16 protein-coding genes are annotated in these 19,429 nt (G+C 74.9%); 9 read left to right on the top strand and 7 right to left on the bottom strand.

All coding sequences use genetic code 11. The features are described from left to right. Positions 1 to 194: 194 nt before the first annotated feature. The 5 genes from BUE45_RS11730 (at position 195) to BUE45_RS11710 (ending at position 5,160) form a co-directional block, all read left to right on the top strand. Positions 195 to 1,091, top strand: a complete 897-nt coding sequence (locus tag BUE45_RS11730) for an MBL fold metallo-hydrolase (protein WP_073378718.1) — start codon at positions 195 to 197, stop codon at positions 1,089 to 1,091. A 361-nt stretch (positions 1,092 to 1,452) separates the two neighbouring features. Beyond that, the gene (locus BUE45_RS11725) at positions 1,453 to 2,052 is read left to right on the top strand and encodes a class I SAM-dependent methyltransferase (protein WP_245833006.1); all 600 of its coding nucleotides are present in this window, start codon (positions 1,453 to 1,455) and stop codon (positions 2,050 to 2,052) included. Positions 2,053 to 2,333: 281 nt separating this feature from the next. Beyond that, entirely contained in the window at positions 2,334 to 3,386 is a 1,053-nt protein-coding gene (locus tag BUE45_RS11720) for a CPBP family intramembrane glutamic endopeptidase (RefSeq protein WP_073378713.1), read from the top strand. Positions 3,387 to 3,391: 5 nt separating this feature from the next. Beyond that, complete coding sequence (locus tag BUE45_RS11715) at positions 3,392 to 4,558, top strand: sensor histidine kinase (RefSeq protein WP_073378710.1); 1,167 nt, start codon at positions 3,392 to 3,394, stop codon at positions 4,556 to 4,558. After that, a complete protein-coding gene (locus tag BUE45_RS11710; RefSeq protein WP_073378708.1) occupies positions 4,555 to 5,160 on the top strand; it encodes a response regulator transcription factor in 606 nt (201 codons plus the stop codon). Before BUE45_RS11715 ends, BUE45_RS11710 begins: the two co-directional genes overlap by 4 nt. A gap of 90 nt (positions 5,161 to 5,250) precedes the next feature. On the opposite strand, the gene BUE45_RS11705 is transcribed toward BUE45_RS11710, so the two are convergent. From BUE45_RS11705 to BUE45_RS11695, 3 genes are all read right to left on the bottom strand, one after another. After that, complete coding sequence (locus BUE45_RS11705) at positions 5,251 to 5,973, bottom strand: CPBP family intramembrane glutamic endopeptidase (protein ID WP_073378951.1); 723 nt, start codon at positions 5,971 to 5,973, stop codon at positions 5,251 to 5,253. A 495-nt stretch (positions 5,974 to 6,468) separates the two neighbouring features. After that, positions 6,469 to 8,694, bottom strand: a complete 2,226-nt coding sequence (katG, locus tag BUE45_RS11700) for a catalase/peroxidase HPI (protein WP_073378706.1) — start codon at positions 8,692 to 8,694, stop codon at positions 6,469 to 6,471. Between the two features lie 40 nt (positions 8,695 to 8,734). Next, positions 8,735 to 9,166, bottom strand: a complete 432-nt coding sequence (locus BUE45_RS11695; protein WP_073378704.1) for a Fur family transcriptional regulator — start codon at positions 9,164 to 9,166, stop codon at positions 8,735 to 8,737. A 635-nt stretch (positions 9,167 to 9,801) separates the two neighbouring features. On the opposite strand from BUE45_RS11695, the gene BUE45_RS11690 reads away from it, so the two are divergent. Further along, positions 9,802 to 10,950 carry an LPXTG cell wall anchor domain-containing protein gene (locus BUE45_RS11690; protein ID WP_073378702.1) on the top strand — a complete coding sequence of 383 codons (1,149 nt, stop codon included), beginning with the start codon at positions 9,802 to 9,804 and terminating at the stop codon, positions 10,948 to 10,950. 361 nt (positions 10,951 to 11,311) lie between these two features. Beyond that, complete coding sequence (locus BUE45_RS11685; protein ID WP_073378700.1) at positions 11,312 to 11,761, top strand: DUF2000 domain-containing protein; 450 nt, start codon at positions 11,312 to 11,314, stop codon at positions 11,759 to 11,761. Here the strand turns inward: BUE45_RS11685 and BUE45_RS11680 are convergent. From BUE45_RS11680 to BUE45_RS11670, 3 genes are all read right to left on the bottom strand, one after another. Beyond that, entirely contained in the window at positions 11,736 to 12,569 is an 834-nt protein-coding gene (locus BUE45_RS11680; RefSeq protein ID WP_073378698.1) for an AraC family transcriptional regulator, read from the bottom strand. The genes BUE45_RS11685 and BUE45_RS11680 overlap by 26 nt on opposite strands. A gap of 159 nt (positions 12,570 to 12,728) precedes the next feature. Then, on the bottom strand, positions 12,729 to 14,177 hold the full coding sequence (gene argG, locus BUE45_RS11675) for an argininosuccinate synthase (protein WP_073378695.1): 1,449 nt from the start codon (positions 14,175 to 14,177) through the stop codon (positions 12,729 to 12,731). Between the two features lie 68 nt (positions 14,178 to 14,245). After that, complete coding sequence (locus BUE45_RS11670) at positions 14,246 to 15,082, bottom strand: alpha/beta fold hydrolase (RefSeq protein WP_143173334.1); 837 nt, start codon at positions 15,080 to 15,082, stop codon at positions 14,246 to 14,248. Between the two features lie 209 nt (positions 15,083 to 15,291). Between BUE45_RS11670 and BUE45_RS11665 the strand changes: the two genes are divergently transcribed. Beyond that, on the top strand, positions 15,292 to 16,902 hold the full coding sequence (locus tag BUE45_RS11665; RefSeq protein WP_073378693.1) for a glycoside hydrolase family 10-like protein: 1,611 nt from the start codon (positions 15,292 to 15,294) through the stop codon (positions 16,900 to 16,902). 130 nt (positions 16,903 to 17,032) lie between these two features. Here the strand turns inward: BUE45_RS11665 and BUE45_RS11660 are convergent, their stop codons facing one another. Beyond that, positions 17,033 to 18,289 (bottom strand): MFS transporter, encoded by a 1,257-nt coding sequence (locus BUE45_RS11660; protein ID WP_073378691.1) that lies wholly within the window; start codon positions 18,287 to 18,289, stop codon positions 17,033 to 17,035. Between the two features lie 80 nt (positions 18,290 to 18,369). Between BUE45_RS11660 and BUE45_RS11655 the strand changes: the two genes are divergently transcribed. Continuing rightward, positions 18,370 to 19,398, top strand: coding sequence for an ArsR/SmtB family transcription factor (locus BUE45_RS11655; RefSeq protein ID WP_245833004.1), 1,029 nt, complete (start codon positions 18,370 to 18,372; stop codon positions 19,396 to 19,398). Positions 19,399 to 19,429: the final 31 nt, after the last annotated feature.

Here is a 19,429-nt window from a genome sequence, read left to right as displayed (position 1 = left end):
TGGCACGGCCCCGGCGGGAGGCCAGGAGGCCGGCCCGCCCCGGGGCGTGTCCCGCGCCCTCGCGGACACCGCCGTTGTGGAGCCCGGCGGGGCCGCCCTAGGGTCTGTCCCGGGACGGCGGGGCCGTCCGGCGGCCCGCGGGCCCCGGACCGGTCGACGGGGCTGTCGGAGCCGGACCGCGGAGGGCGGAAGCGATGGACGCGCACACAACGGGGTACACGGCGGTGGAGTACGGCCGGGTCGGCGTGCTCGTCGGCGCCGACCGGGGCGCCTACCCCTACGCCAACTCGCTGCTCGTGCGCGGCACGGAGGCCGCGCTGGTCGTCGACCCGTCGCTGTCGCTGCTGGACGACCCTCCGGCCGCGGACCTGGTCGTGGTCAGCCACGCGCACGAGGACCATGTCGCGGGCCTGGGCGGCTACGACGCCCCGGTCCGCGTCCACGCGCGCGACCTGGAGGGGCTGCGCTCACCCGAGGCCCTGGTCTCCGCCCTGGGGCTGGCCCCCGAGGCGGCCGAGGCCACCACGGCGAAGGTGCGGGACCGGTTCCGGATGCACGGTCGGCCGGACGCCTCGGGGTTCGAGGACGGCGCCGTGTTCGACCTCGGGGGGTGCACCGCGACGGTGGTGCACCTGCCCGGCCACACGCCGGGCCACTGCGGCCTCCTCATCGAGCCGGACGGGTTCCTGTTCGTGGCGGACGTCGACCTGACGGGGTTCGGCCCCTACTACGGCGACACCGGGAGCAGCCTCACCGACTTCGAGGCCTCGATGCGGCGCTGCCGGGAGATCGACGCGCGGTGGTACGGCACCTCGCACCAGAAGGGCGTGGTCGAGGGCGCCGGGGAGTTCCGGCGCAGGCTCGACGCCTACGCCGGCGTGGTGCGCAGGCGGGAGGGGGAGCTGCTGGCCCTGCTCGCGGAGCCGCGGACCCTGGAGGACGTCGTCGCGCACCGGCTGGTGTACCGGCCGCACGTGGAGGGCCCGCACGTGGACGCGGTGGAGCGCAGGACCGCCGTACAGCACCTGGAGGTGCTGGTGGGGCAGGGGCGGGTCGCCGAGGTGGAGCCGGGGCTGTTCCGCGCCTCGTGAGCCCGGTCCGCCGGGTCGGGGCGCCCCCGGCGGACACTCCCCGGCGCGGGCGGGCTCCGCAGGAGCGCGGGCCGGGGCGACGCCGGCGTCCGCGCCCCCCGGCGGGCCGCTCTCCCGGTCCGCCTTCCGTGACCGGTGCCGCCCCCGGGCACCGCCGGGAAGCACCGCCGTGTTCCCCCGGCGGGCCGCTCCCCCGGCCGCCCCGCACGGTCATCCACACGATCCCGTGCGCGGGAGGAAGACCGCGTGTCCGCGACCGTCCGCGGGCCCCGGCGCACCGACCGTCCGGACCGCTCCTCCGCGAGCGGCACGGCGCAGGGGGTGCCCGGGCCCCTCCGGGGGGCCGTCCTACCGTGGACCCATGACGAAATACGCGCGGATGTACCGGCTGGGGTTCACTCCGTGGGAGCGCTACGGCGCCGCGGGAGGGAAGCGGCTGGGCGGCCTGCTCGACCGGGAGGCCGCGGAGCGGCCGGGCGGCCCGGGGCGGGCACTGGACCTGGGGTGCGGGCGCGGGCAGTTCACCCCCGAGCCCGCCCGGCGCGGCTGGGAGACCGTGGGCCTGGACCTGGTCCCCGAGGCCGTCGAGGCCGCCCGGGCGAAGGGCCCGGCGGAGGTCGCCTACGTCGTGGGGGACGTGACCGACCTGGGCGCCTCCGGGCTGGGGACGTTCGACCTCTTCCTCGACATCGGCTGCTTCCAGGGCCTGGGGCCGGAGCAGCGGGCGGCCGAGGGGCGGGGCGTCACCGAGCTGGCGGAGCCCGGGGCCGTCCTGCTGATGCTCGCGTTCGGCCCCTCCCGGTACCGGCGGCTCGTCGAGGGCGTCTCGCGGGAGGAGGTCGAGGCCGCGTTCCCCGGATGGGAGACGCTCTCCGCCGAGGACGCCGACCCCGCGGGGCTGGGCTGGCCGATGAACCGCACCTCGCCGCGGTGGTACCGCCTGCGCCGCGCCGCCCGCTGACGCCGGAGCGCGGTGGGAGTCCGTCCCGCGCGGCGCCGCCGATCCGGTCCGCGCGCCGGTCGCCGTCCAGGCGCGGACGGTCGCACGCGGCGGCCGGGCGGATCACCCCGTGCGGGGCCCGGCGCACCGGCCGCGGGCGGGCCGGACGGGAGCGGCGGGCCCCGGAGCAGGGGCGCGGCGCCGACCCATGACATAGGTCATGGCCGACCCGTGCGAAACGGGGGACGCATCCATGATCGGTGACACTGGGTAACGGACCGAACGCTGTCTAGGTTCAAAGTATGAGCACCGACGACGACCACCGCTTCCCCTACCAGCCGCCGCGGCCGGCGGACTCCCCCGCACACGGCGCGGCGCGGACCGCACCGCCCCGGCCGCCCGCAGCCCCGGAACAGGGCCGCCGCGGACCGCGGCCGGTCCCGCCGGACACGGAGTACCACCGCGTGCTCGCCGGGGAGAAGCGCCGCATCGGGCGCGGCGTCCTGGCGATCGCCCTGGTGGTGGTCGGCCTGTACGCCTCCAACATCGTCCTCGCCGTGCTGGCCGCCCTCGCCGACTCCGCGCTGGGGCACACCAACCCGACGTTCGGCGGCACCGAGTACACGGTGCTGTTCCACATCGGCAACCTGCTCTCGGTGGCCCTGCTCATCCCCTGGAGCATGGTCGTCCAGCGCTGGCTCTACGGGGTGCGGGGGGCTTCGCTGCACTCCGTCCTGTCGCGGTTCCGGTTCGACGTGTTCGGCCGGGCGCTGCTGGTCATCGGCCCGCTCTGGCTGCTGCTGTCGCTGGTCGGCATCCAGTTCCTGCCCTACGAGCAGGCCCAGCAGTCGGCGGGCTACCTGCTCGGCCTGTTCGCCTCCACCCTCGTACTGGCACCCCTGCAGTCGGCGGGCGAGGAGTACGGCTTCCGCGGACTCGTCTTCCGGGTCGCCGGGAGCTGGGGCCGGGGACCGCGCACGGCCCTGTTCCTGGGCGTCCTCGTCTCCAGCGTGGTGTTCACGCTCGTCCACCTCTCGGCCGACCTGTGGTTCAACGTCTGGTGCTTCTCGCTCGCCGTCGCCCTGGCCCTGATCACCTGGCGCACCGGCGGCCTGGAGGTCGCGTCCGTCATCCACGCCCTGAACAACACGCTCACCTTCCTGATCCTCACCGTCCTGCACGCCGACCAGAACGCCGGGCTGGAGCGGTCGGCGGGCACCGGGTCGCCCACCCTGCTCATCCCCAGCGCCACCGTCCTCGTCATCGCGGCGGCGGTGTGGCTGGGCACCCGGCGGTCGGGACCGGCCACGACCCCCGCCGGCGCGCCGACCGATCGGTTCCCGACGGCACAATGAAGGGCATGAGCGACTGGGTGATGACCGGCGCACGCAGGTTGGAGGCCTACGTGCGCTGGTCCTCGTACGCCACCGTCACGATCCCGACCACCACCCTCCTCGGGAGCACCCGGTGGTCGGAGTGGTCGTCCGGCGCGGACCTGGCCCTGCCGGCCGCGGCGACCTTCCTCTCCCTCCTCCTCAGCGCCGGCAACATCGTCATCGTCAACCGGAGCATCGACACCGTCGTCGGCCGGGTCAGGCCGCTGCGCCCCGCCCTCGTCGCGGGGTGGGCGGCCGTGCTGGCGGCCGTGGTCGCCACGGCCCTGATGCTCCCCTCGCCGGCGATGACCCTGACGGTGGCGACGACGGCCGGCGCGGTCGCGGCGAGCTTCGCCCCCGCCCTGGACATGCGGCGGGCCCTGCTGCTCAACGGCGCGGTGGTCGCCGCCGCCGCCCTGCTCACACTGGCCTCGGACCCCGGACCGCTGCTGGTCGGCTCGGCCGTGGCGAGCGCCGCCCTGTGGGTGTGCTGGCTGAGCGCGTGGACGCTGTGGGTGCTGCGCGAACTCCAGGCGGCGGTGGAGGACCGGGCCGCGCTCGCCCTGGCGAACGAGCGCCTGCGCATCGCGCGCGACCTGCACGACGTGTTCGGCCGGACCCTGGCCACCATCGCGGTCAAGAGCGCGCTGGCCTCGGAGCTGGTCGACCGGGGCCGGGCCGTTCCCGCCGGCCGCGAGCTGGGCGAGATCCGGCGGATCACGGAGGAGGCGGGCACCGAGGTCCGCCGGGTGGTGCGGGGCGAGCTGCGCACCACCTGGGAGGGCGAGGTGGCGGGCGCGCGGTCGCTGCTGGAGTCCGCGGGCATCGCCTGCGCGGTGACGGGCGACCCGGTTCCCGAGGAGTACGCCGAGGCCCTGGGACGGGTCGTCCGCGAGGGGGTCACCAACCTTCTGCGACACTCGCGGGCGACCCGGGTCTCGCTCACGACGGAGGTCGGACGGGGCCGGGTGCGCCTGGCGATCACGAACGACGGCGTCGGCCCCGGTGCCCCGGGCGCCGTGCAGGGGACGGGACTGCACTCCATGTCGGAGCGGATCGGCGCGCTCGGCGGGAGCGTCACCGCGCGCCGCGACGGAGACCGGTTCCTGCTCGACGCCGTGATCCCGCTCCCGGAGGAGGACCCCGCATGATCCGCATCCTCGTCGCCGACGACGAACACCTCATCCGCGACGCCGTCGCCGGGCTGCTGGACCTGGAGGACGACTTCGAGGTCGTCGGCCGCGCGGCCTCGGGTGAGGAGGCCCTGGCCACGGCCCTGCGGGTGCGCCCCGACGTCGCCCTGCTCGACCTCCAGCTGCCGGGCCCCGACGGGATCGAGGTGGCCCGGCGGCTGGCGGTCGAACTGCCCGACTGCCGCTGCGTCATCGTGACCTCGCACGGCCGCCCGGGGTACCTGAAGTCGGCGCTGGCGGCGGGGGTGCGCGGCTTCCTGCCCAAGACCGTCTCCTCCCGCACGTTCGCCGAGGTCGTGCGCGACGTCGCGGGCGGCGGCCGGTACGTCGACCCGGCGCTGGCCGCGGAGGCGATCAGCACGGGGGACTCGCCGCTGAGCCCGCGCGAGTCCGACGTGCTGGCGCTGGCCCGCGACGGGGCACCGGTCGAGGAGATCGCCCGGCGCGTGTCCCTGTCCCGGGGGACCGTGCGCAACCACCTCGCCTCGGTCATCGGCAAGCTCGGCGCGGCCAACCGGCACGAGGCCGCGCGCATCGCCGCCGAGCGCGGCTGGATCTGACGGCGGCCGGCCCGCGCGGCCCCCGCCCCGGGCACCGTCCGCACGCGGGGGGGCACGGCGGCCGGCCCCCGGGCGGGACGGGCGGCCCGGTCAGGCCGGGCCGCTGAACCCGGTGAAGAGCACCAGCAGCGGCAGCGCCGCGTTGTTGACCGCGTGGACGGCCACGGCGGGCCAGATGGAACCGCTGCGGCGCATCACCTCGGCGGCGATCAGGCCCACCACGAATGCCGCGGGCAGGATGATGTTGACACCGTGGAAGACGGCGAAGATCGCCGAACTGCCCAGGGCGCCGATGACCGGTCCGTAGCGGTACAGGGAGGTGGCGACGACCCCGCGGAAGAGGAACTCCTCGCCGATCGGCGTCAGCACCGCCAGGAACAGGACGGTCAGGACGAAGGCGACCGCCCCGCCGCCCGCGGCGTCGTAGTACATGCCCTGCGGGTCCTCGGCGTACCCGGTCAGGGTGGTGACGGCCAGGATCACCGCGCCCTTGACGACCAGCGCGACCAGGCCCCAGAGGGCGCCGAGCAGCATCCAGCGCCCAGTGGTGCGGCGGACGTTGAAGGCTGCCAGTGAGCGGATGCGCAGCACCGCGGCCACCGCGAAGCCGAAGAGGCCGGTGACGCCCGACCAGGAGGCCACGAGGACGCCGAACGCCACCGGGCCCAGGGGCTCGGACGGGATGAGCACGAGCGAGACCACGGCGGCGGCACCGGCGGCCAGGCCGGCGATGACCTCGGGCCAGCCGGGGCGCTGGGGGGCGGCTCCGGGCGGCGCGGGCCGCCGGGGCCGGTCGGAGCGGGCGTTGGACATGGCGGTGTTCTCCTCTGGCTCGGTCGGTCCGGCGGGGGCCGTCGGGGGGTGGGCGCCGCGGAGGCCGTGAACCCCGTGGACGGTGCCGCGGCGCGGGACGGTGGCACCGTCCATGGAGTCCTCCCCGTTCGCAACGAGCGTTCCACCGGAGCCCGGGGAAGCCGCGGACCTGCGCGGACAGCGTCGTGTCGGGCGCCCCGCCCGTGGTCTCCCGGGCCTGTGCCCATTCCAGCGCGGGCGGCCCCCGGGCGGCAGTGGCGCCGCGTCACCGGCGCGGGATGACATTTCCGGTGTCCGACACGTGACGTGGCGTCACGCCCCCGCCCGGGCGCCGGACCGAGCCGGGGCGGGGCGAAACGGAGCGGGCGACGCCGAACGGATCGCGGAGGGGGATGCCGGGGCGCCGTGTCGCCGAGCCCGGACACGCGAAAGCCGGCCCGACCGTGGCGGTCGGGCCGGCTCCGGGTCCGGTTCCGGGCGGGACCCGGCGCGGGATCAGGCCAGGTCGAAGCGGTCCAGCTCCATGACCTTGGTCCACGCGGCGACGAAGTCCGCGACGAACTTCTGCTTCGCGTCGTCGGAGGCGTACACCTCGGCCAGGGCGCGCAGCTCGGAGTTGGAGCCGAACACCAGGTCGACGCGGCTGCCGGTCCACTTCACCGCGCCGGACGCGTCCTTGGCGACGAACGTCCGCGAGGTCTCGGAGCTCTCCCCGGTCGGGGTCCAGGAGGTCCCCAGGTCGAGCAGGTTGACGAAGAAGTCGTTCGTCAGGGTGCCCGGCGCGTCGGTGAGGACGCCCACCTCGGAGCCGTCGTGGTTGGCGCCCAGCACGCGCAGGCCGCCGACGAGGACGGTGGTCTCCGGGGCGCTCAGGCCCAGCAGGTTCGCCTTGTCGATCAGCAGGTACTCGGCGGGGAGGCGGTTGCCCTCGCCGTAGTAGTTGCGGAAGCCGTCGGCGACCGGCTCCAGGTAGGAGAAGGACTCGGCGTCGGTCTGCTCCGCGGTCGCGTCCACGCGGCCCGGGGTGAACGGCACGACGACCTCGTGCCCGGCCGCCGCGGCGGCCTTCTCCACGCCCACGCCGCCGGCGAGGACGATGAGGTCGGCCAGCGACACCTTCCTGTCGGAGGCGGCGTTGAACTTCTCGGCGACGCCCTCCAGGGTGCCCAGCACCTCGCGCAGCCCGGCCGGGTCGTTGACCTCCCAGTCGACCTGCGGGGCCAGGCGGACGCGGGCGCCGTTGGCGCCGCCGCGCTTGTCGCTGTCGCGGTAGGTGGAGGCCGAGGCCCAGGCGGTCTTCACCAGCTGGGACACGGTCAGGCCGGACTCGGCGACGGCGGCCTTGAGGGCGGCGATCTCGGTCGCGCCGATGGCCTCGCCCTGCGGCTCGGGCAGCGGGTCCTGCCAGAGCAGGGTCTCCTGCGGGACCTCGGCGCCCAGGTAGCGCGACTTCGGGCCCATGTCGCGGTGGGTCAGCTTGTACCAGGCGCGGGCGAACGCGTCGGCGAACTCCCCGGGGTTCTCGTAGAAGCGGCGCGAGATCGGCTCGTAGACCGGGTCGAAGCGCAGCGACAGGTCGGTGGTGAGCATGGTCGGCTTGTGCTTCTTGTTCGGGTCGTGGGCGTCGGGGATGATCTCCCCGGCGTCCTTGGCGACCCACTGGTTGGCGCCGGCCGGGCTCTGTTCGAGCTCGTACTCGAACTCGAACAGGTTCTTGAAGAAGCCGTGGCTCCACTGCGCCGGGGTGGTGGTCCAGGTGACCTCCAGGCCCGACGTGATGGTGTCGCCGCCCTTGCCGGTGCGGAAGTTGTTCTTCCAGCCCAGGCCCTGCTGCTCCAGCCCGGCGGCCTCGGGGTCGGCCTCGACGTTGTCGTCCGGGCCCGCGCCGTGGGTCTTGCCGAAGGTGTGGCCGCCCGCGATGAGGGCGACGGTCTCCTCGTCGTTCATGCCCATGCGGCCGAAGGTGTCGCGGATGTCGCGGGCCGCGGCGACCGGGTCCGGGTTGCCGTTGGGGCCCTCCGGGTTGACGTAGATGAGGCCCATCTGGACGGCGGCCAGCGGCTTCTCCAGCTCGCGGTCGCCGCTGTAGCGCTCGTCGTCGAGCCAGGTGGTCTCGGGGCCCCAGTAGACGTCCTCGTCGGCCTCCCACACGTCCTCGCGACCGCCGCCGAAGCCGAAGGTCTCGAAGCCCATGGACTCCAGGGCCACGTTGCCGGAGAGGATGAGCAGGTCGGCCCAGGAGAGGTTCTGGCCGTACTTCTTCTTGACCGGCCACAGCAGGCGGCGGGCCTTGTCCAGGTTGGCGTTGTCGGGCCAGCTGTTGAGCGGGGCGAACCGCTGCTGGCCGGCGCTGCCGCCGCCGCGGCCGTCGAACAGGCGGTAGGTGCCCGCGCTGTGCCAGGACATGCGGATGACGAGCGGGCCGTAGTGGCCGAAGTCGGCGGGCCACCAGTCCTGGGAGGTCGTGAGGACCTCGGCGATGTCGGCCTTCACGGCGTCCAGGTCCAGGGCGGCGAACGCCTTGGCGTAGTCGAAGCCCTCGCCGAGGGGGTTCGCCACGGCCGGGTTCTTGGCCAGGATCTTCAGGTTGAGCCGGTTGGGCCACCAGCCGCTGTTCCCGCCGCTCTGCGTGGGGTGGGGCGCGCGGCCGTGGGCGACGGGGCAGCCGCCGGACCCCCCGGTCTCGGGGGTCGGGGCGACTACCTCGTTGTTTTCGGACATCGTCTTCCTTCCGGAACAGGGAAGAGGTGGATTCTCGGTTTCAGGACTCGCGTGTACGGGAGCAGTCGGGGCACAGGCCCCAGTAGACGACCTCGGCCTCGTCGACGCGGAAGCCGTGGTCGGACGAGGCCGTCAGGCACGGCGCGTGGCCGACGGCGCAGTCGACGTCGGCTATCGCGCCGCAGGACCGGCACACGACGTGGTGGTGGTTGTCCCCGACCCGTGTCTCATAGCGGGCCACGGAGCCCTGCGGCTGGATGCGCCGGATCAGCCCGGCGCCGTTCAACGCCTTGAGCACGTCGTAGACGGCCTGGCCGGACACCGCGCCGAGGTTCCCGCGCACGATGTCGATGAGCGACTCCGTGTCGGCGTGCGGGTTGTCGTGCACGGCGGACAGCACGGCCATCCGGGGGCTCGTCACCCGCAGGCCGGACTCGCGCAGCATGCGCTCGAAATCCGAAGGGGTAGGCATGGCGGGAAGTCTGCCGTCTTTTCTGGAATCAGTCAAATCATGTGATGGATCCACACCAACCGGACATAGCCCTCCGCACCGGCGGGGACCCCCGGCCCGGGTCGGCCGCGCACGCCCGCCGCGACGGGCGGGAGGGCTCGGCGCGCTCCCCCGCCCCGCACACCCCGCCCGAGCACGGAGAACTCCCCCGGAACGAATACCGGACAGGCCGTGGCGACCCCGGAAAAGGACGACGGGAAAGGCGTGCCGAAGCCGGGCGACGCACCTCCGCGAGCACCGGACCCCCGACGGGAAGGGACCTGAGACACACACGCGCCCCTGACTCCCACGGGAAGAATCGGTTTACCGTGGAATATAAAAACACGGAAACAACGGAGAGGAGAGCCCCCGGGAAACGGCCATTGAAATCATCCTGTGATTCTCCCAAGCGAATTCCGTTCCTTGGGGAACGTAGGCTCATGGGCGGGCGGAACCCGTTTCCGCCTCCGTCCGGGCCCCCATGCCCGGATGGCACCGGAGAGTGCCTCTGCGCGCCTCTCCCATCTCCCACCGCCCAGAGCCGTGCTCCCGTCCCGGACGGCGGCCACGGCCGAGGGCCGATCCGCGACGACGGATCCCAGCCCCCGAGGACCCCCGTGAAGACCAGCACCACCGAGGCACGGCGCGCGCTCCGCGCCGGGGCCGTGTTCGCCGCGCTGGGCGCCCTGAGCCTGGCCTGGGCCGCCCCCGCCACCGCCACCGCCGACGAGGACCCGAACGGCTTCGCCGAGTCGGGCATCAACGACCGGGCGAACATCTCGCACCTGGGCCCGCGCGGCGGCGACGTCCACGGCGTGCGGGGCTACCTGCACGACGGCGACATCTGGGCCGTCGGCATCACCTCGATCCTGGTGGACGTGGACGAGGACGTCCTCCGCTCCTGGGTCCGGTTCGAGGAACTGGGCATCCGGCTCACCGAGTCCGACATCCGGGAGATGCTCGCGGACGACGCCTCCCCCGCGGACGTCGACGGCACGTCCGAGGAGGAGCCGGCGCAGGAGACCGAGGCGCCGAGCCCCGCACCGGAGGGCACCGAGGAGCCGGAGCCCGCCGAGGCCCCCGAGGAGCCGGCGGTGGCCCCCTCCCCCGGCGCTCCCGAAGAGGAGATCCTCCAGGACGCCCCGGGCACCGGGGACGACGGCGTCGCCTCCGTCGTCGGACTCGACGAGAACACCGCCGCGCTGGCCTCGGCGGGCGACGACGTCGTTCTGGACGCCGACTTCACCGGGGTCTGGCTGCGGCTCCAGCAGTCCTGGTCCGGCGGCCCGGCGTACGGGTTCGACGAGGTGGAGACCTCCTTCTCCGTGAACGAGTACGACGCCGAGATCTCCTTCTCCACCGAGGAACTCGTGTGGGAGGACCGCTACCAGGGCCAGCGCCTGTGGGGCGCGGCGCACTTCCTGGAGATGGTGGTCGAGTTCCCCGAGCAGGGGCTGGTCGTCACCTATCCGCTGGGGCAGACGTGGGTCGGCTCCCCCTTCGAGCCGACGGCCGGGGGCGGCGAGGACGGCGGCTCCGAGGGCGGTGAGAGCGGGAACGGCCCCGAGGAGGGCGGTTCCGGCGGCGGGGACGAGGGGAACGGGTCCGCCGTGGGCATGCCCGTGCCCGCGGACAAGTCCACCGACACCCTCCCGCGGACGGGCTCTCCGGTCGTCGGCCTGATCGCGGCGGGCGCGGCGATCGCGGCCGGCGGCGGGGCGGCCGCCTACCTGGCGCGACGCAGGAAGCGGGAGGCCACGGCCTGATCCGCGTGGCGCGGGGCCCCGGGAGCGTCGGCTCCCGGGGCCCCGCCGTTTCGGCGCGGCCCCGGTGGTGAGGTGACGGGGGCACCCGGGGCGGGTGACCTCCGGCCCGGGCGACGGGTACCGGGGCCGGGGGCCGGGGGCCGGGAGGACTGTACGGGTGACGGACCGCGGCGGGCCCCCGCCGGGGAAGCATCCGGGCAGGGGGACGGCCCGCGGCGAAGGCGGCCGGGAGAAGGCTTCGACCCGGTGGACCGCAGGACCGGGTGACCGGGCGGCGGCCCGGGGGCGGGGCGGCGACGGCCCGGCCGGGAGGTGAAGAACGTACAAGACCGGCGGGCGGGCACGGCGCCACCATGGGCGCATGGAGAACACCGAACACCCCGCAGGCGCGGGCGCACCCGTGCGCTTCGACACCAAGATCGCCGTCCTGCTGCGCGACGACCTCGCCGTCTGGCAGCGGTTGAACGTGACCTCGTTCCTGGTCAGCGGACTGGGAAGCCGGGCCCCGGAGGTCGTGGGCGAGCCCTACGAGGACGGCAACGGCACCGTGTACCTGCCCATGTTCCGCCAGCCGGTGCTGGTGTTCGAGGGCGGCAAGGAGGTCCTCACCACGGCCCACGGGCGGGCCGTGTCCCGGGGCATGGACGTCGCCGTGTTCACCTCCGACCTGTTCGCCACCGGCAACGACCGGGACAACCGGGCGGCGGTGCGGGCGGTGCCCCGGGACTCGCTGGACCTGGTGGGGATCGCGGTCCACGGGCCCAGGAACGGGGTGGACAAGGTCGTCAGGGGCGCCCGGCTGCACGGCTGACCGGCGACTCGCGCAGCGCCCGGGCGAAGCGCCCCGGGGACAGCCCCAGGACGCGGGTGAAGTGCCGGTTGAGGTGGGCCTGGTCGTGGAACCCGGCCTCGGCCGCGGCCCGGGCCGGGGCCCGCCCCTCCAGGAGCAGGCGGCGGGCCAGGTCCACCCGGCGCCCCACCAGGTACCGGTGCGGGGGCGTGCCGAACCGGCGCCCGAAGGCGCGCACCAGGTGCGCGGGGTGGGAGTGCAGCTCCGCCGCGGCCTCGTCGAGCGAGACCCCCTCCACCACCCGGGAGTCGATCAGGTCGCGCAGCCGCCCGGCCAGCGCCGGGCGGTCGCCGGACGGCGGCGGTGGCCCCGGGTCCCCCAGGAGATGGCCGCGCAGGCGCTCGGCGACGAACGCCAGCCGGCTCTCGGCCTCCAGCTCCCCGCCGGGTTCGAGCAGGGCGCGGTGCAGGGTGTGGACGCGCCGCCGCAGCGCCGCGTCGTCCAGGGCGGGGCGGTCGACGGAGCGGCCCACGAGGTCGGTGCCGATGCGCGCCGGCTCCAGGTAGACGACGCGCTTGCGCAGCCCCTGGGCCGAGGTGGGCGTCCCGTTGTGCGGCACGTGCGGCGGCAGCAGGGTGACGGTGCGCTCCAGGGCGCCGTGCTCGTGCCGTCCGAGGTCGTAGCGGACCAGGCCGGAGTCGAGGACGAGGAGGGTCCAGGCGGCGTGGGTGTGCATCGGGTAGGCGTGCCCGAGCATGTGGGTGTGGAAGACCTCGACGACGCCCGGGACGTTCGGCCTGGCGACCAGGGTGTCGGCGTGCGCGTCCATGCCGGTAGGGTACGCCCGCTCCGCCGGCCGGGGCCTGCGCCTCATGTCCGGGGAGGGCGGGGCGCATCACCGCCGGCCGCGACACGGGGGTCCGGGCCCCGCCCCGGGCCGGGGCCCGGCCGCCTCCCGGTGGGGGCGGCCGGCCCCGCAGCCGCGGGGTCAGTCGTTGCCGGACTCCATGGCGGCGTGGTCGAGGAACAGCTCGTCCTCGGGGGCGCGGCCTCGGGAGGCGATGGTCTCGGCGCCGCCCTCGGGCATCGCGCCGATGAGGCCGGTGGAGGCGGCCTGGGCGGCGCCCACGGAGGCGGCCTCCCCGGTGCCCACCATGCCGAGCCGGGCGTACTCCTCCAGCTTGGAGCGGGAGTCGGCGATGTCGAGGTTGCGCATGGTCAGCTGGCCGATCCGGTCGGTCGGGCCGAACGCGGAGTCCTCGGTGCGCTCCATGGACAGCTTGTCCGGGTGGTAGCTGAACGCGGGGCCGGTGGTGTCGAGGATCGAGTGGTCCTCGCCGCGGCGCAGGCGCAGGGTGACCTCGCCCGTGACGGCGGTGCCCACCCAGCGCTGGAGCGACTCGCGGAGCATGAGCGCCTGCGGCTCCAGCCAGCGGCCCTCGTACATCAGGCGGCCCAGGCGGCGGCCCTCGGTGTGGTAGGCGGCGAGGGTGTCCTCGTTGTGGATGGCGTTGACGAGGCGCTCGTAGGCGGCGTGCAGCAGGGCCATGCCGGGGGCCTCGTAGATGCCGCGGCTCTTGGCCTCGATGATGCGGTTCTCGATCTGGTCCGACATGCCCAGGCCGTGGCGCCCGCCGATGGCGTTGGCCTCCAGGACCAGGTCCACCGGGGAGGCGAAGGCCTTGCCGTTGATCGTGACGGGGCGGCCCTGCTCGAAGCCGACGGTGACGTCCTCGGGGGCGATCTCCACCTCGGGGTCCCAGAAGCGGACGCCCATGATGGGGTCGACGATCTCGATGCCGGTGTCCAGGTGCTCCAGAGACTTGGCCTCATGGGTGGCGCCCCAGATGTTGGCGTCGGTGGAGTAGGCCTTCTCCGTGCTGTCGCGGTAGGGCAGGTCGCGCTGCTGGAGCCACTCGGACATCTCCTTGCGGCCGCCGAGCTCGTTGACGAAGTCGGCGTCCAGCCAGGGCTTGTAGATCCGCAGGGCGGGGTTGGCGAGCAGGCCGTAGCGGTAGAACCGCTCGATGTCGTTGCCCTTGTAGGTGGAGCCGTCGCCCCAGATCTGCACGCCGTCCTCCAGCATGGCCCGCACCAGGAGGGTGCCGGTCACGGCGCGCCCCAGGGGGGTGGTGTTGAAGTAGGCGCGCCCGCCGGAGCGGATGTGGAAGGCACCGCAGGCCAGGGCGGCCAGGCCCTCCTCCACCAGGGCCGCACGACCGTCGACGAGCCGCGCGATCTCGGCGCCGTAGTCGTGGGCGCGGTCGGGGACCGAGGCGATGTCGGGTTCGTCGTACTGGCCGATGTCGGCGGTGTAGGTGCACGGGACGGCGCCCTTCTCGCGCATCCACGCGACCGCCACCGAGGTGTCGAGACCCCCGGAGAAGGCGATGCCGACTCGTTCACCGACGGGCAGAGAGGTGAGTACCTTGGACATGGCAATAAGTATGCATCATGATGAATGCACATGCAAAGTGGGGGTCGGCCCCTCGGCTGTGAGCCTCGTCATCCCTCCGCCGGCCCGGCCGCGGGCCCGGGTCCGGGCCCCGCCCCGGCGAGGAAGCCGCGCAGCAGGGCGATCCAGGCGTCGGGGACCTCCAGGTGGGCGTCGTGGGAGGCGTCGAGGTCAGCGCGGACCGTGGCGGGGCGGCGCGCGATCATCTCGTCCTTCTGCGCCTCGGTGAACAGGCCCGTGTCCGCGAAGACGGCGAGGGTCGGTGCGGACACGCTCTCCCACTCGGCCCAGCGGGGCCGGTCGGCGGCGGCGATGACCGCCTGCATCACGTCGGCGTCGAACCGGGGGCGCAGTCCGCCGGGCCCCTCGGCCAGGTCGGCGGCCCAGGACGCGGAGAGCAGGTCGGGGCCGAGGAACGCGCGGGCCGCCTCCCGGTCCGGGAACGGCAGCGGCCACGAGGCGAGGAACGCGCCGATGCGCGCCGCCCCCTCCGGGTCGTCGCCCGCCGGGTGCCCCTCCAGCAGCACCAGCCGCTCGACGAGGTCGGGCCGGGCCGCCGCGGTGAGCAGGGCCGTGTGCGCTCCCAGGGACTGGCCGACGAGCCGCACCGGCCCTCCGGCGACCCGCTCGGCGACCGCGGCGGCGTCGGCGACGAAGGCGGCGCGCGAGGTGTCGGCCGGACGGCGGGTACTGCGGCCGTGGCCGCGCTGGTCCGGCAGGAGCACCCGGAAGTCCGGGGCCAGGGCCCGGGCGGTCGGCTCGAACTCGCGGGCGCTGCCCGCCAGTCCGTGCAGCACCAGCACCGGCGGCCCGTCGCCGCCGGTGTCCAGGACGTGCAGGTCGACGTCTTCGCGGCGCAGAACGGTGGCGCGCAGGGGCTCGGTCATGGACGCCAGTGTGCCGGACCGGCCCGGAACGAAAACCGCACAAGCCACATTCGTCACTTGGGCACCAAATACGCGTAGATCTCTTGCGACACCCCGGGAAATCGTGAAGGTTTTCTTCTGAGCGGACCCCGGTCGCGTACCGTCGTCGCCAGGACACGACGCGGAATCCGTCGGGCCCACCCGTAGGAGAGCCTCCGGAAGGAGCCACCTTGGCGCACCCGTCCCGACCCACCTCCCCCGTCCCCCGGCGCGGCGCGGTCCTGGGCGGAGCCCTGGCCGCGGCGCTGACCGCCGCCCTGCTCCCCGCGGTGCCCGCCGCGGCGCTCATCGCGCCCGCGTCCCCCGCGGCCGGCGCCACCGAGTGCCGGGTCGACCCGCAGGCCCCGCCCAAGCGGCAGATGCGCGCCGAGTGGATCGCCGGGGTGCAGAACATCGACTGGCCCAGCCGCACCGGACTCACCCCCGACCAGCAGCGGGCCGAGCTGCGGGCCCTGTACGACCGCTCCGAGGCCAACGGCCTGAACGCCGTGTTCGTGCAGATCCGACCCACCGCCGACGCCTTCTGGCCCTCCCCGCACGAGCCCTGGTCGGAGTGGCTCACCGGGACCCAGGGGCGGGACCCCGGCTACGACCCCCTGGAGTTCGCCGTCGAGGAGGCCCACGCCCGCGGCCTGGAGTTCCACGGCTGGTTCAACCCCTACCGGGTGGCCATGCACGGGGACCCCGCCCGGCTGACCGCGGACCACCCGGCCCGCCGCAACCCCGACTGGACCTTCACCTACGGAGGCCGCCTGTACTACGACCCGGGCATCCCCGAGGTGCGGGAGTTCGTCATCGGCGCCATGATGCACGCCGTCGAGAACTACGACATGGACGGCGTGCACTTCGACGACTACTTCTACCCCTATCCGGTGGACGGCCAGGAGATCCCCGACGCCGACACCTTCGCGGAGTACGGCGGGTCCTACGCCGACATCGGCGACTGGCGCCGGGACAACGTCAACGCCATGGTGCGGGAGATGGACGCGGCCGTGCACGCCGCCAAGCCGCACGTGAAGTTCGGCATCAGCCCCTTCGGCATCTGGCGCAACGCCTCCACCGACCCGGAGGGGTCGGACACCGGCGGGCTCCAGTCCTACGACGCCCAGTTCGCCGACAGCCGCCGGTGGGTCCGCGAGGGCTGGGTGGACTACATCAACCCGCAGGTCTACTGGGAGATCGGGCTGCCGGTCGCCGACTACGCGGAACTCGTGCCCTGGTGGGAGCAGGTCGTGGAGGGCACCGGCGTGCACCTGTACATCGGCCAGGCCGCCTACAAGGTCGGCAACGCGGGCGCCTGGTCGGACCCGCGCGAGCTGGCCCGGCACCTGGACTTCAACCGGGACCACCCCGGGGTGCTGGGCGACGTGTACTTCAGCGCCACGTCGCTGCGCACCAACGCCTCGGAGGCGATGGCGGTGCTGCGCGGGGAGCACTACCGGTACCCGGCGCTGGTCCCCCTGCACGAGGACCTGCCCGGACGCGCCCCGGAGGCGCCGCGGGTGACCGGGGGCGCCCGGGGCGACGGGGTGGAGCTGTCCCTGCGTCCGGGCCGGGGCGAGACGCCCTCCTACTACGCGGTGTACGCCGTGGACGGGGAGCCGGGGCGCGACCCCGACTGCGACGTGGCCGACGCGCGCACCCTGGTCGGCACGGTGCCCGCCGACGGCGACGGCCGGGCGGTGTTCACCGCCGAGGGCGGCGGGCGCACCTACTACGCCACCGCGCTGGACCGGACCCACCACGAGAGCGGTGTGAGCAACCCGAGGCACGTGCGCTAGGTGCGTCCGGCCGCAGGGCCGGAGGACCTCACCCGGCCCGGTCCCGGACGGGAGGAGGTCCTCCGGCGGGTGCGGACGGCCGTCCGCGCCCGCCGGAGGCCGTCGCGGCCCGCGCCCCGCCCGGCGGGTCTCAGGGGCGGCCGGCCCGCCGACCGGCGGCGAGGACGACGGCGATGCCCGCCAAAGCCGCCAGGACCACCACCGTGTTCGGGGACAGGAACTCGGCGAGCGCCCCCGCCAGCGCGAACCCCACCCCCTGGAAGATCATCAGCCCGGCGGTCACGAGGGTCATGACCTGCCCGCGCTCCCCCGCGGGGACCGCCTCCACCAGGAGCCGGTCCACGCCGAGCGCGTATCCGTACCCCGCGCCGGACAGCACGAGCAGGCCGAGCAGCACCGCCGGCCCGGGGTACAGGCCCAGGCCGAGCAGCGGCACGAAGGTGAGCAGCCCGAGCGGGACCACGGCCCGCACCCGCTGAGCGTCGGTGAGCAGGGAGCCGGCCAGGAAGGTGCCCGCGATCATGCCCGCCGGGGTCGCCGACAGCAGCAGCGCGACCAGGGCGGGGCCGCCGCCCAGGCCGTCGGCCAGCGGTGCGGCCAGTGCCTCGGCGGACACGCCGAGCACCGGGGGGAACCAGGTGAGGGCGAGCAGGACGCGCAGGCGCGGAGAGCGCAGCACCCCGCGGGCACCGCGCAGGGACTCCGCGACCGGTGAGGAGGCCCCGCCGGCCGGGGGGAGGGCGCGCCCCGGGCGCCCCGCCGCGGGCGGCGGACGGCGGGCGGGACGGGCGGGGAGCCCCAGGCGCAGCAGCAGGCAGGACGCCAGCAGCAGGCCCGCGCCCGCGAGCAGCGCGAGGGCGGGTGAGAGCGCCGCGAACAGCACCCCGCCGAACGCGAACCCGCAGATCTGCGCGAGCTGCGCCGCCATCCGCAGCAGGGAGCGGCCCAGCGCGAACCCCTCCGGGGGCAGTACGTCGGCCACCGCCGCCGCCTTGGTCCCCTGGTAGAGCGGGGCGACGGCCCCGGTGGCGAACATCAGCAGCAGCATCACCGGGACGGGCGTCCCCGGCACCGCCATGCACGCCACGAGCAGCGCGGTCACCGCCTGGGTGAGGACCATCAGGCGGCGGGCGGGCACCCGGTCGCTCCAGGCGGACAGCAGGGTCGCGCCCAGCAGGTGCGGCAGGAAGCCGACGGCGAAGGCGAGCGCCGCCAGCAGCGGCGAGCCGGTGCGCGAGTACACGGTGAGGGACAGGGTGATCTGCGCGGCGACCTGCCCCAGGATCGCCAGTACCTCGGCCAGGAACAGGACGCGGAACTCGGGGACGGCCAGGACCCTGAGGTAGCCGGTGCGCGCGGCGGCGCGCGGCGCGGTCGGGGATGTCATGCCCCCAGGCTGGGGCCGTCCCGGGATAGCCTCAAAGGATTCGGCACCGGCCGAATGGTCGCGCGCGAACGGGGGGATCGGTGGCCGGACGGCTGGTGTTCACCCATGACGACCTGCTGCGCTGCCGGTTCGCGGTGTCGCCGCTGTGGGAGGCCACCGCGGCGGTGCGGCTGCTGGGCGAGCCCCACCGGGGCACGCTGCGCCGCCTGTGGCCCGAGGCGCTGCGCGAGCGCAGCGGCACCGACCTCGGGCTGGACCCGCTGCCGCTGCTGTCGCCGCGCCCCGGGTACACGCCCGACTTCCTGGCCCCTCCCCCGCCGGGCCCCTCCGTGGACCTGGAGGAGGAGCTGGCGGCGCTGCTCGCCACACCGGTCGACCGGGTCTCCGTGGAGCTGGAGCGCTGCCTGCTGGATCCGCGCCGGGGCCTGCCGGGCCCGGTGACCGGTCCGCTGCTGGCCGACCCCGGGCGGACCCTGGAGCGGATCGCCCTGGCCCTGCGCCGGGCCTGGGACGCGCTGGTGGCACCGCACTGGCCGCGGGCGCGGGCGCTGCTGGAGGCCGACGTGTCGCTGCGGGCCCGCACCGTGGCCCAGGGCGGGCTGCGGGAGGTGATCGCCTCCGTGGCGCCCGACACCCGCTGGCGGGGCCGGGTGCTGCACCTGCCCGCGCCGTCCGAGGGGGAGCGGACGCTGGACGGCCGCGGCCTGGTGCTGATGCCTAGCGTGTTCATGTGGCCGGAGAGCGTGGCCAAGACCGGGGAGCCCTGGCAGCCGACGCTGATCTACCCGGTGCACGGGGTGGGCCGGCTGTGGGAGGCGCCGGCCCCCGGGCCGGCCGGGGACGCGCTGGCCCGGCTGCTGGGACGGACCCGGGCACGGCTGCTCGCGGAGCTGGCCGAGCCGGCGACGACCACGGTGCTGGCGCGCACCCGGGGGTGGAGTCCGGCCACCGTCTCGGAGCACCTGTCGGTGCTGCGCGGGGCGGGGCTGGTGCGCTCCTGGCGGGTGGGGCGGCGGGTGTTCTACACGCGGACCCCGGCGGGGGACACCCTGGTCGCGGCGGGCGGCCGGGAGCACCCCGGGGAGGACCCGAGACGGGCCCTGGCTTAGGGTAGGCATGCCTCACCTGAAACCGGAACGG

The sequence above is a fragment of the Nocardiopsis flavescens genome, assembly GCF_900141985.1.
Taxonomy (GTDB): domain Bacteria; phylum Actinomycetota; class Actinomycetes; order Streptosporangiales; family Streptosporangiaceae; genus Nocardiopsis; species Nocardiopsis flavescens.
Note: the sequence above shows the minus strand (reverse complement) of the source record. Positions and strands in the feature narration are given on the sequence as shown.

Coding starts and splice junctions, on each gene's coding strand:
- BUE45_RS11695 (WP_073378704.1), bottom strand. CDS start 9,166: ATGCCTACCCCTTCGGATTTCGAGCGCATGCTGCGCGAGTCCGGCCTG.
- BUE45_RS11680 (WP_073378698.1), bottom strand. CDS start 12,569: ATGGACGCGCACGCCGACACCCTGGTCGCCAGGCCGAACGTCCCGGGC.
- BUE45_RS11720 (WP_073378713.1), top strand. CDS start 2,334: ATGAGCACCGACGACGACCACCGCTTCCCCTACCAGCCGCCGCGGCCG.
- BUE45_RS11715 (WP_073378710.1), top strand. CDS start 3,392: ATGAGCGACTGGGTGATGACCGGCGCACGCAGGTTGGAGGCCTACGTG.
- BUE45_RS11710 (WP_073378708.1), top strand. CDS start 4,555: ATGATCCGCATCCTCGTCGCCGACGACGAACACCTCATCCGCGACGCC.
- argG (WP_073378695.1), bottom strand. CDS start 14,177: ATGTCCAAGGTACTCACCTCTCTGCCCGTCGGTGAACGAGTCGGCATC.
- BUE45_RS11660 (WP_073378691.1), bottom strand. CDS start 18,289: ATGACATCCCCGACCGCGCCGCGCGCCGCCGCGCGCACCGGCTACCTC.
- katG (WP_073378706.1), bottom strand. CDS start 8,694: ATGTCCGAAAACAACGAGGTAGTCGCCCCGACCCCCGAGACCGGGGGG.
- BUE45_RS11725 (WP_245833006.1), top strand. CDS start 1,453: ATGACGAAATACGCGCGGATGTACCGGCTGGGGTTCACTCCGTGGGAG.
- BUE45_RS11685 (WP_073378700.1), top strand. CDS start 11,312: ATGGAGAACACCGAACACCCCGCAGGCGCGGGCGCACCCGTGCGCTTC.
- BUE45_RS11705 (WP_073378951.1), bottom strand. CDS start 5,973: ATGTCCAACGCCCGCTCCGACCGGCCCCGGCGGCCCGCGCCGCCCGGA.
- BUE45_RS11670 (WP_143173334.1), bottom strand. CDS start 15,082: ATGACCGAGCCCCTGCGCGCCACCGTTCTGCGCCGCGAAGACGTCGAC.
- BUE45_RS11730 (WP_073378718.1), top strand. CDS start 195: ATGGACGCGCACACAACGGGGTACACGGCGGTGGAGTACGGCCGGGTC.